Genomic DNA, 9,911 nt, shown 5'->3' on the forward strand with positions numbered 1-9,911 from the left:
TCGGCCGAACGCACTTATAAGGCCGAGCCTCGCGTATCCGGCTCCATGGAACGCACGGTGACCGTGGTGCCGGAGGCGGGCCTCCACGCGCGGCCCGCCTCGAAGCTTGTGCAGACCGCGAGCCGATTCGACGCCGACGTGTCGATCGGCCGCCCCGGGGACGGCGACGACGGGCTCGTCCGCGCCGACAGCATGCTCTCGGTGAGCGGGCTGAACGCCGCCCGCGGCGAGTCGGTGCGCGTCGTCGCCGAGGGCGCGGAGGCGGCCGACGCGCTCGACGCGATCTGCGACCTCCTCACGAGCGAGGTCGAGGGGGCGGACGGTGAGACCGGGGAGGCGGACGGCGAGGCCGACGGGGACGAGACCGACGCCGACGGCGGTGACCCGACGTGAGGACGCTCACCGGCGTCGGGAGCACGCCGCTGTCGGGCGTCGGCGCGGCGCGCTGGTACCGGCCCGAGGCGGCGCTGACGCTCCCCGACCGCCCCGACCCGTCCGCGGTCGACGCCGACGCCGAGCTGGCGCGGTTCGAGAGCGCCCGCGACGAGGCGCGCGAGGCGATCCGGGACGCCCGCGACCGGGCCGCGGAGCGCGTCGGCGAGGAGGAGGCGGCGGTGTTCGACGCCCACGAGCAGTTCCTCGACGACCCGGAGCTCGTCGGGGACGTCGGGGACGCGATCGGCGACGGGACGCCGGCCGGCCACGCCGTGAACGACCGGTTCGCGGCCGCGATCGAGCGGTTCGAGGGGCTCGACGGTCCGATGGCCGAGCGCGCCGATGACCTGCGCGACGTCCGGGACCGCCTGCTCCGCGCCCTCCTGGAGGTCGACTCCGTCGTCGGCCTCGGCGACCTCCCCGACGGGACCGTGCTGCTCGCCGAGCGGCTCACGCCGAGCGACACCGCGGAGCTGGACCCGGACGCGGTCGCCGGGATCGCCACCGTCTCCGGCGGTCGGACCGCGCACGCGGCGATCATCGCGCGGTCGCTGTCGATCCCGGCTGTCGTCGGCGTCGGCGAGCCGCTCCGCGAGGTCGAAGACGGGGACGACCTGCTCGTCGACGGGGCGGCCGGTCGGGTCGTCGTCGATCCCGACCCGGAGGCCTGCGCGGCGGCCGCCGGAACCGAGGCGACGGCGGTCACCGAGCGCGTCGCGACCGCCGACGGCCGGCCGGTCGAGGTGGCGGCGAACGTCGGGAGCGAGGCGGAGCTCCCCGCCGCCGCCGACCGCGGGGCCGACGGGATCGGGCTGTTCCGGACGGAGTTCCTCTTCATCGACCGCGACTCGCGGCCGAGCGAGGACGAGCAGTACGAGGCTGTGGCGGCGGCGCTGTCGACGTTTCCCGACGATCGCGTGGTCGTCCGGACGCTCGACGTCGGCGGCGACAAGCGGGTGCCGTACCTCGACCTCCCGGACGAGACGAACCCGTTCCTCGGGCGACGCGGGATCCGCCTCTCGCTCGACGAGCATCGCGACCTCTTCGAGACGCAGCTCCGGGCGGTGTTGCGGGCGGCCGCGAGCGGGGGCGGCGCGGACAGCACGGGCGGCGAGGGGCTGGCCGTGATGTTCCCGCTCGTGTCGCGGGTCGAGGAGGTCGAGGCGGCCGTGGCGGCGGTCGAATCGGTCGCCGCCGACCTCGACGCCGAGGGGGTCGACCACGCGATTCCCGAACTTGGCGCGATGATCGAGACGCCGGCCGCGGCGTTCCTCGCGGACCGGCTCGCCGAGCGGCTCGACTTCCTCAGCGTCGGGACGAACGACCTCGCCCAGTACGTGATGGCGGCCGACCGGGAGAACGACGGGGTCGCCGACTACCACGACCCGCTCCACCCGGCGGTGTTGCGGGCGATCGACCGGACGACCTCGGCCGCGGCCGGCGCCGACGCGTGGGTCGGGATGTGCGGGGAGATGGCCGGCGACCCGGCGCTCACGGAGCTGCTCGTCGGGCTCGGGCTCGACGAGCTCAGCATGAGCGCTGTGACCGTCCCGGCGGTGAAAGAGCGGGTCCGTGCGGTCGACACCGAGGAAGCGAGGGCCCTCGCCGACGAGGCGCTCGCCTGCGACGCCCGGAGCGAGGTCGGGGACCTGCTCGGCATCGACGGGGCGTGAGCGCTACAGCTTCTCCACGCCGCGGGCCGCCTCGGCCTGCTCCCGGACCGAGTCGAGCGTGGCGGACGGGTCGGTGGCGGCGACGGCGGCGTTGACCGCGCCCTCCAGCACCGGCGCGTCGGCGATGACGGCCTCCGCGTCGCTCATCTCGACGGCGACGTCGGCGTTCATGACGGCGCTACCGAGATCGACGAGGACCACGACCCCGTCCCCGTCGTCCGCGGCGTCGACCGCGGCCTCGATCGCGTCCGGGACGGTGCCGATCCCGCCCTGCCCGTCGCCGCCCACCGGCTCGATCCGGGTGTCACCGGCCATCTCGGCGGCCACCTCGACGATCCCTTCGGCCGCGCGTCCGCTGTGCGAGACGACGACGAGCCCGACCATCAGTCCCCGTCCTCCGGTGGCGCGTCGCCCTCTCCGTCGCCCGCCGCGTCGTCGGGCTCCTCGTCGGGGATCGTCGGCGAGGTCGCGTCCGCGTCGGGCACCTCGCTGTCGAGCGCGTCGGCGGCGGTCGCGAGCAGCTCTTCGAGGATGTACAGCGCGCTCGTCGCGCCGGGGTCCTGATGGCCGACGGAGCGCCACCCGAGGTAGGAGGCGCGCCCCTTCTTCGCCCGGATCGGGACCGTGAACGCGACGCCGCGCTCGGCCGCGTCGACCGCCTTCGCGAGCGCCTCGAGCGGCGGGAGCTCGTCCGTCTCGATCGACTTCTTGAACGTGTGGACCGCGGGGGTGAGCGCGTCGACCACCGTCTGGTCGCCCACCCGGGCGTCGCCGCGGTCCTCGACCTTCTGCAAGTAGGTCTCGGCGAACGCCACGGCGCTCTCGGCGGTGACCCCGTCGTCGAGCTCGGCGCTCGCGAACACGAACGAGCCCCCGAACAGCGGGCCCGAGGCCCCGCCGACCTCGGCCATGAGCGTCTTCCCGACCGTCCTGCAGACGGACTGCGGGTCGGGGTCGTCGAGGTCGCGGGCGGCGTCGGCGGCGGCCGCCCACCCGCGGGCCATGTTCCCGCCGTGGTCGGCGTCGCCGATGGCGGAGTCGAGCTCCGTGAGGTGGTCGCGCTCGTCCTCGATGCGGTCGGCGACCGCCTCGACCGCCGCGACGACGGCGGCCCCCTCGGTCGCCTCGTCCGCCGTTCCCCCGTCGGTTCGGCCCTCCCGGCTCATTGGGTCCGAGTGAGAGCGGGGGTGTCGGCCGGCGCGGCGAGCAGCTCCTTCAGCTCCTCGTCGACGGCGCAGACGGTGATCGACGCGCCCGCCATGTCGAGCGAGGTCATGTAGTCGCCGACCCAGGCGTCCCACGTCTCGAGGTCCCGCTCGCCGAGCAGCTCCTGCAGCCGGCGGTTGACGACGAACAGCTCCATCTGCGGGGTGCCGCCCATCCCGTTGACGATCGTGAGCACCTCCTGTCCCTCGTCGAGGTCGAGGTCGTCGAGGACCGCCTCGGTCAGCGCGTCGGTGATCTCGTCGGCGTTCATCAGTTCGGTGCGCTCGGTGCCCGGTTCCCCGTGGATCCCGATCCCCAGCTCGATCTCGTCGTCGCCGAGATCGAAGGTTGGCTCGCCCTTCTCCGGGGTGACGCAGGAGGTGAGCGCGGTGCCCATCGTGCCCACGTTGTCGATAACCTTCTCGGCGACGCGCTTGACCTCGGACAGGTCGGCGCCCTCGGCGGCCTTCGCGCCGGCCGCCTTGTGGACGAGGATCGTCCCGCAGACGCCGCGTCGCCCGGAGGTGTACAGCGAGTCCTCGACGGCGACGTCGTCGTTCACCACGACGCTCTCCACCTCGACGCCCTCCATCTCGGCGAGCTCGATGGCGGTCTCGAAGTTCATCACGTCGCCCTCGTAGTTCTTGATGATCGCGAGGACGCCGTCGCCGGCGTCGCAGGCGTCGATGAGCGCCTCGAACTCGTCGGCGGTCGGCGAGGAGAACACGTCGCCCGCGGCCGCTCCGTCGAGCATCCCGTCGCCGACGTACCCCGCGTGCGTCGGTTCGTGGCCGCTCCCGCCGCCCGTCACCAGCGCCACCTTCCCCTCGACCGGCGCGTCGTCCCGGACGACGACCTGCGTATCCGGGAGCCTGCGGAACCGGTCCGGGTACGCCGCGGTCATCCCGTCCAGCATCTCGTCGACGACGTCGTCGGGGTCGTTGATCAGCTTTTTCATAATCAACGTGTATGACACTCCGAGATCTGTTAAAGATAGTGGGAGTTCACGCTCCTCGCCGGGCGCAGCCAGAGCGATCGCGCTCGATACCGGGTGAACGGGGCGCTCGCGCCTCTCTCCGGCAGCCGAAACTCGCTGGGACCCGTCGCCCGAAACTCACCGGGGCCGCTCACGCGGGTCGACGTGTGGCGCGAGACACCGCGCAGTCGTTCCCACGAATCAACAATCATGATATTCAATTATGTTGTCTAGCTCATATTTCCAAGTGGGTGAAACCACATGCCAATCGAAGACCTCGCTCGCAGCGACGCCGTCACGGCTCCCCCCGAAACCTCCGTGGCCGAGCTCGCCGCGACAATGGACGGGGAGAACGTCGGTAGCGTCGTGATCACGGACGGCGAGACGCCCGTCGGGATCGTCACGGACCGGGACCTGACCGTTCGCGTCCTCGGAGCGGCGCTCGACCCGACCGAGCAGACGGCCGAAGACGTGATGACCGACGGGCTCTGCACGGCCGAACCCGGCACCGGGTTCTACGAGGCGATGAACCTGATGGCCGAGCACGGAATCCGACGCCTCCCCATCTGTGAGGGAGACACGCTCGTCGGAATCATCACGGCGGACGACGTGGCCGAGCTGCTCGCCGACGAACAGCAACAGCTCGGCGATGTCATCCGAGCCCAGCGACCCGAATACTGACCAACAATGCCCGAAGAAGAGCTATTCAAAAACGAGGAGGGGATCGAGAGACGAGAGATCGCGGAAGCACTGCGTGACGCCGCGGATCAGATCGAGTCCGGGGACGTCACGTTAGCGAGCGGCGCGGAAGAGCAGACCGCGTCGATCCCGGAACGGGCCCGGTTCGAAGTCGAACTCGAACGGCTCACGGACTCGGAGACCGGAGCCCAACGGCTCGAACTGGAATACGAGATCAGGTGGACCGAGTAACCCCGCGTCGCGCCGGCCTCGTCGGCGCCGCGCCGGACGCGGTTTTATACGACTCCGAGCGGTTCGATAGCGCCGACGACCGCCTCGGCGACCTCGCGGCCGTCGGCCTCGGTGACGCCGGCTGAACGTCGGTGGTGTCGAAGCCAGTCGGGGAGCGACGCGAACGGCCCTCGTATCCGACCTCCGGATCCGATCTGTGTATCCGATCGGCCGGCCGTCGGCGCGAGCGGTCCGATCACAACAGATTACACCTCCCCGCGGCGAACACCGGGCCATGACTCGCCGCCTGTACGGGGGCCTCCTCGGGATGGTCTTCGTCGTCAACTTCGGGCGCGTCGTCTTCGCCCCGCTCGTCGAACCGCTACAGGCGGCGTTCGACGTCGGACCGGCGACCGTCGGCGCGGTCGTGTCGCTCGTCTGGTTCGGCACGGCGCTCCCTCGACTGCCGCTGAGCTACGTTCTCACGCGGGTCTCCAGGCGACGAATCGTCGTCGTCTCCGGGGTCATCCTCACCGCGGCGGCCGCCCTCACGGCCTCGTCGCCGGACCTCCGCACGCTCCGGGTCGGGGTGTTCGCCGTCGGCGTGGCCTCCGGCACCTACTTCGTCTCCGCGGTGCCGCTCATCGGAGAGCTGTACCCCGACCGGGTCGGCAAGCGCATCGGCATCCACGGGACGGCGGCGCAGCTCGCGGCGGTGGCCGCCCCGACGGTGGTCGTGTCGGTCGTCGCGATCGCGACGTGGCGGGCGGTGTTCTGGCTCCTCGCGGCCGCGGCCCTCGTCACCACCCTCGCGTTCGCCGTCGGCCTCCGGCGGGCCGACCGGGTCCCGGAGGAACCGCCGGCGCGGAACTTCCGCGGCGTGCTCGGCAACTGGCGGGTGGTCCTCGCCGGAATGCTGTTCATCAGCGCCGCCGGCTTCGTCTGGCAGGGACTGTTCAACTTCTACGTCTCCGTGATGCTCGCTCGGGGGCTCGCCCCGGGGACCGCGAACGCGCTGTTGACGGTCGCGTTCGCGGCGGGGATACCGGCCTTTTGGGCCAGCGGAACCCTCGTCGACCGCCTCCCGACGGTCCCCTACATCCTCGGATTGGTCGGGGCGTTCACGGCCGGCGTGTTCGGACTGACGGTCTTCCGCGGGGCGCTCGCGCTCGGCGCGATCTCGGTCCTCCTCGGCTACACGATTCACGGGCTGTTCCCCGCGCTCGACACCTACGTCCTCTCGGCGCTTCCGGCCGACACCCGCGCCGGAACGTTCGCGGCGTTCAGCGGACTCTCTATCGCCGTGGAGGCGTCGGGAAGCGGGGTCGTCGGGGCGCTCGTCGAGGCCGGCTACCCGTTCGCCGCGGTCTTCCGCGGCTTCGCCGCCGGCCTCGCCGTCATCCTCGGGCTGGCAGCGGCGCTCTACTGGACCGATCGGCTCCCCGCGGCCGACCGCGTCGCGAGTGCGACTGAGTCGTGAGCGTATTCCAGACGGAGCGCTCGTGAGAGAGTCGTCTGGATCCACGACCGCGAGATAGAACCGTGTGAATCGCTGGAAAGTACTAGACTGAGGACCTGCCCATTGAGCATCAGTCATTGCGTGACTTGTCGGGGATCGTTTATCTATCAATCCTCGAAAAACATGTCAGTATCGAGAACAGGAACGAAGTTAGGTGGCTGGGGAGGCGTACAGCCCCTAACACGCCACGGCCAGAGACCGTGGACGCTGTAGGTGGGCCAACACGGATTTGAACCGTGGACCTCCCGGTTATCAGCCGAGCGCTCAACCTGACTGAGCTATTGGCCCAGGTGAGCGCATTCAAGCGTTGCGCGGGTAGGATTTTAAGGGTTTCCTTTCACCACTCCTCCGCCGTCTCGCGGTTTCGGCGTCCCGAGCCGCGACCGTCTCGCGGTCAGTCGGTTCGGTCGGACTTCTCGTCTTCGACCGTGAAATCGACATCGACCACGTCGTCGGCGTGATCCGGATCGTCGAAGCGGTCACCGCCGTCGCCTCCCGCTCCGCCGGCGCCGCTCGCGCCGGGGAAGTCGTCGGGGTCGTCGCCGGGGGTGTCGCCGGCGGCGTCGCCGTCGAATCCGTTACCGCCGAATCCGCCGCCACCGCCCATGGTGAAGCCACCGCTACCGCCGCTGCCGCCGTCGCCGGGGAATCCCCCGATGTACACGTTCCCGGAGGCGAAGCCGCCGGTCTCGCTGTCGAGGTACGGCACCACGACGTACTTCTTGAGCGCCATCCGAATCGGGACTCGGGAGAGCGGGAGCGCGAGCAGGAAGCCGACCGCGTCCGTCACGAGCCCGGGCGTGAGCAGGAACGCGCCGGCGGCGATCAGCAGGCCGCCGTCGAGCAGTTCGTCGGTCGGGGGCTCGCCGCGAGCCAGCTTGCGCTGGACGCGCGCGAGCGTCGCCCGCCCCTCGGCGCGCAAGAGGAGCATGCCGAGGACGGCGGTCAGCACGACCAGCGCGACCGTGACCGCCCACCCCAGCCGCGTCGCGACCACGATCAGGAACAGCGCGTCCACGAGGGGGACGACTAGCAGCAGCGCGAGCAGCGTGCGCGGGCGCATACCACGAGCGTTCCGGCCGGGGACTCATAGCCCTTTTCGTCCGGTCGACGGCCGACGGCGTCGCCCGGGCTCGCGATCCGCGACCGCCACGGCTTTGACAGGCGGGTCCGACCCGAGCGTATGGACATCGTCGGCGCGCTCGGACGCGAGCCCCCGGAGCGCGAGTCGCTGCCGCGGTGGGTCGCGCCGCTGCCGGAGGCGCTGGAGGACGTCGCCTTCCGGTTCGCGTGGGTCATCGTCGCGATCAACCTCGTCGGCACCGCGTTCGGCTTCTGGTACTACCGGTTCCAGTTCCGGGAGATCCCGGCCGAGATGTGGGCGTTCGTCCCGGACAGCCCCGGGGCGACGCTGCTCATCGCCCTCGCGCTCGCGGCGTGGGCCGTCGGCCGGTCGAGCGACACCCTCTCGACGCTCGCGTTCTTCGGCAACGTCAAACTCGGGCTGTGGACCCCGTACGTGCTCGTCGTCTTCGCGCCGCGGTTCGTCGAGACGTCGGGGGTCCCGCTGTACGCGTTCCTCCTCGTGAGTCACCTCGGAATGGTGGTGCAGGCGTTCGTCCTCTACCGGATCACGGACTTCCCGCCGAAGGCGGTCGCCGTCGCGACCGCGTGGTACACCGTCGACCTCCTGATGGACTACTTCGTCCCCGTCACCGGCGGCGTGACGCACACCTCGCTTCCGTACGCCGACGCGACGCCGTGGTTCACCACCACCGTGCTACAGGTCGCGGCCGCCGGCGCGGTCGCGCTCACCGTGATCCCGCTGTTCTGGACGCTGGGCACGCACGTCGAGACGCTCCGGGCGCGGTACGAACGCGACGGCGACGGCGCGCGGCCCTGACGGCGGCCGTCCGCGTCCCTGATTTAAGTTCTCCGGGGGCGTCTGACGACGCATGAGCGCCTACGAGCGGATCGCGGAGCTGTCCGTGACGATCGAGTCGGTGGACCGGCGCCGATACACCGGGGCCACGACCAGCGGGTTCGAGCGCACCACGACCGAGTTCCGGCTCACCGGCGACGGCGTCGTCGGCCGCGGCGAGGACGTGACCTACGAGGCCGAGGACCACGCGGCCCTCGTCGGGACCGACCCCATCGACATCGAGGGCGAGTGGACGATCGAGGAGCTCTCCGCTCGGCTCGACGACGAGGACCTGTTCGCCCACGAGCCGCCCACGCGCGAGTACTTCCGGAACTACCGCCGGTGGGCCGTAGAGAGCGCCGCGCTCGACCTAGCGCTCCGACAGCGTGACGAGTCGCTCGGCGAGTACCTCGGGATCGAACCGGACCCGGTCCGGTTCGTCGTCTCCACCCGGCTCGGCGAGCCGCCGACGACCGACCGCGTCGAGGAGTTACTCGCGCTCGACGACGACTTGGAGTTCAAGCTCGACCCGACTCCGGACTGGCCCGAGGAGGCGTTCGTCGCGCTCAGGGAGACCGACGCGGTTCGGATCCTCGACCTGAAGGGCTGGTACGAGGACACCGACGTGGACGTCGAGGCCGACCCGGAGCTGTACCGCGACGTGTTCGCCGCGTTCCCCGCCGCGATCGTCGAGGACCCGGCGTTCACGCCGCAGACCAGTCCGCTCGTCGAGCCGCAGGCCGACCGGCTCTCCTTCGACTACCCGATCGACGGCGTCGAGAGCCTCGAATCGCTCCCGGTTGAGCCCGGCTGGTGTAACATCAAACCCTCGCGGTTCGGCACCCTCGAATCCCTGTTCGAGACGATCGCGTACTGCGAGGAGCGCGGCATCGACTGCTACGGCGGCGGTCAGTTCGAACTGGCCAGCGGGCGGACCGCAATACAGACGCTCGCCGCGCTGTTCTACCCCGACACCCCGAACGACGTCGCTCCCCGCGAGTTCAACGACCCCGAGTCGTCGCCGCCGTACCCGATGAGCCCGCTCCGGCCTCACCGCGACGCGGTCGGCTTCGAGTTCTGAGACCGTCGGATCCGGGTATCGACCAAATCTATTTATAAACCGGCTGCGGCGGCGCGTGCCTGCGAGGCCGCCCTTGCGGCCGAGGAGCACGCGCGAGGGAGTCGCTGGCGCCGTCGGCGCCAGCGACAGGGCGAGAGCAAAGCTCTCGCTTGCAACCGGCGCGTAGCGCCGGTGACGAGGCTGGGGAGGCG

At 71.0% G+C, this 9,911-nt stretch carries 12 protein-coding genes and 1 tRNA gene; 8 read left to right on the top strand and 5 right to left on the bottom strand.

Translation table 11 applies throughout. From position 1 onward, the window contains the following. The first annotated feature begins 45 nt into the window (after nucleotides 1-45). Nucleotides 46-393 carry an HPr family phosphocarrier protein gene (locus DJ74_RS02780; RefSeq protein WP_094526282.1) on the top strand — a complete coding sequence of 116 codons (348 nt, stop codon included), beginning with the start codon at nucleotides 46-48 and terminating at the stop codon, nucleotides 391-393. After that, nucleotides 390-2,108, top strand: a complete 1,719-nt coding sequence (gene ptsP / locus DJ74_RS02785) for a phosphoenolpyruvate--protein phosphotransferase (RefSeq protein WP_094526283.1) — start codon at nucleotides 390-392, stop codon at nucleotides 2,106-2,108. Before DJ74_RS02780 ends, ptsP begins: the two co-directional genes overlap by 4 nt. A gap of 3 nt (nucleotides 2,109-2,111) precedes the next feature. Here ptsP and dhaM read toward each other — a convergent pair whose 3' ends face one another. From dhaM to dhaK, 3 genes are read right to left on the bottom strand one after another with little or no spacing between them, the layout of a single operon-like run. Next, entirely contained in the window at nucleotides 2,112-2,492 is a 381-nt protein-coding gene (gene dhaM, locus DJ74_RS02790; RefSeq protein WP_094526284.1) for a dihydroxyacetone kinase phosphoryl donor subunit DhaM, read from the bottom strand. Continuing rightward, complete coding sequence (gene dhaL / locus DJ74_RS02795) at nucleotides 2,492-3,274, bottom strand: dihydroxyacetone kinase subunit DhaL (protein WP_094526285.1); 783 nt, start codon at nucleotides 3,272-3,274, stop codon at nucleotides 2,492-2,494. The genes dhaM and dhaL overlap by 1 nt, the downstream gene beginning before the upstream one ends. Further along, the gene (dhaK, locus tag DJ74_RS02800; RefSeq protein WP_094526286.1) at nucleotides 3,271-4,272 is read right to left on the bottom strand and encodes a dihydroxyacetone kinase subunit DhaK; all 1,002 of its coding nucleotides are present in this window, start codon (nucleotides 4,270-4,272) and stop codon (nucleotides 3,271-3,273) included. Before dhaK ends, dhaL begins: the two co-directional genes overlap by 4 nt. A 279-nt stretch (nucleotides 4,273-4,551) precedes the next feature. Between dhaK and DJ74_RS02805 the strand changes: the two genes are divergently transcribed. The 4 genes from DJ74_RS02805 to DJ74_RS02815 all read left to right on the top strand — a co-directional run bounded on the left by DJ74_RS02805 (nucleotide 4,552) and on the right by DJ74_RS02815 (nucleotide 6,679). Continuing rightward, nucleotides 4,552-4,971 (top strand): CBS domain-containing protein, encoded by a 420-nt coding sequence (locus DJ74_RS02805; RefSeq protein WP_094526287.1) that lies wholly within the window; start codon nucleotides 4,552-4,554, stop codon nucleotides 4,969-4,971. A 6-nt stretch (nucleotides 4,972-4,977) separates the two neighbouring features. Beyond that, nucleotides 4,978-5,220, top strand: a complete 243-nt coding sequence (locus DJ74_RS02810; protein WP_094526288.1) for an amphi-Trp domain-containing protein — start codon at nucleotides 4,978-4,980, stop codon at nucleotides 5,218-5,220. After that, nucleotides 5,208-5,345, top strand: coding sequence for a hypothetical protein (locus tag DJ74_RS19005; protein WP_170938289.1), 138 nt, complete (start codon nucleotides 5,208-5,210; stop codon nucleotides 5,343-5,345). Before DJ74_RS02810 ends, DJ74_RS19005 begins: the two co-directional genes overlap by 13 nt. A gap of 149 nt (nucleotides 5,346-5,494) precedes the next feature. Beyond that, complete coding sequence (locus DJ74_RS02815; protein ID WP_094526289.1) at nucleotides 5,495-6,679, top strand: MFS transporter; 1,185 nt, start codon at nucleotides 5,495-5,497, stop codon at nucleotides 6,677-6,679. A gap of 253 nt (nucleotides 6,680-6,932) precedes the next feature. Here the strand turns inward: DJ74_RS02815 and DJ74_RS02820 are convergent. Beyond that, a tRNA-Ile gene (locus tag DJ74_RS02820) sits at nucleotides 6,933-7,006 on the bottom strand. A gap of 106 nt (nucleotides 7,007-7,112) precedes the next feature. After that, nucleotides 7,113-7,781, bottom strand: a complete 669-nt coding sequence (locus tag DJ74_RS02825) for an FxsA family protein (RefSeq protein ID WP_094526290.1) — start codon at nucleotides 7,779-7,781, stop codon at nucleotides 7,113-7,115. Nucleotides 7,782-7,901: 120 nt separating this feature from the next. Between DJ74_RS02825 and DJ74_RS02830 the strand changes: the two genes are divergently transcribed. Then, nucleotides 7,902-8,621: a DUF1405 domain-containing protein gene (locus DJ74_RS02830; RefSeq protein WP_094526291.1), complete on the top strand. Its 720-nt coding sequence runs from the start codon at nucleotides 7,902-7,904 to the stop codon at nucleotides 8,619-8,621. A gap of 52 nt (nucleotides 8,622-8,673) precedes the next feature. Beyond that, nucleotides 8,674-9,720 (top strand): hypothetical protein, encoded by a 1,047-nt coding sequence (locus tag DJ74_RS02835; RefSeq protein WP_094526292.1) that lies wholly within the window; start codon nucleotides 8,674-8,676, stop codon nucleotides 9,718-9,720. Nucleotides 9,721-9,911: the final 191 nt, after the last annotated feature.

The organism is Halorubrum sp. Ea8 (genome assembly GCF_002252925.1).
Lineage (GTDB): Archaea > Halobacteriota > Halobacteria > Halobacteriales > Haloferacaceae > Halorubrum.

Coding starts and splice junctions, on each gene's coding strand:
- DJ74_RS02780 (WP_094526282.1), top strand. CDS start 46: ATGGAACGCACGGTGACCGTGGTGCCGGAGGCGGGCCTCCACGCGCGG.
- dhaM (WP_094526284.1), bottom strand. CDS start 2,492: ATGGTCGGGCTCGTCGTCGTCTCGCACAGCGGACGCGCGGCCGAAGGG.
- dhaL (WP_094526285.1), bottom strand. CDS start 3,274: ATGAGCCGGGAGGGCCGAACCGACGGGGGAACGGCGGACGAGGCGACC.
- dhaK (WP_094526286.1), bottom strand. CDS start 4,272: ATGAAAAAGCTGATCAACGACCCCGACGACGTCGTCGACGAGATGCTG.
- DJ74_RS02805 (WP_094526287.1), top strand. CDS start 4,552: ATGCCAATCGAAGACCTCGCTCGCAGCGACGCCGTCACGGCTCCCCCC.
- DJ74_RS02810 (WP_094526288.1), top strand. CDS start 4,978: ATGCCCGAAGAAGAGCTATTCAAAAACGAGGAGGGGATCGAGAGACGA.
- DJ74_RS02815 (WP_094526289.1), top strand. CDS start 5,495: ATGACTCGCCGCCTGTACGGGGGCCTCCTCGGGATGGTCTTCGTCGTC.
- DJ74_RS02825 (WP_094526290.1), bottom strand. CDS start 7,781: ATGCGCCCGCGCACGCTGCTCGCGCTGCTGCTAGTCGTCCCCCTCGTG.
- DJ74_RS02830 (WP_094526291.1), top strand. CDS start 7,902: ATGGACATCGTCGGCGCGCTCGGACGCGAGCCCCCGGAGCGCGAGTCG.
- DJ74_RS02835 (WP_094526292.1), top strand. CDS start 8,674: ATGAGCGCCTACGAGCGGATCGCGGAGCTGTCCGTGACGATCGAGTCG.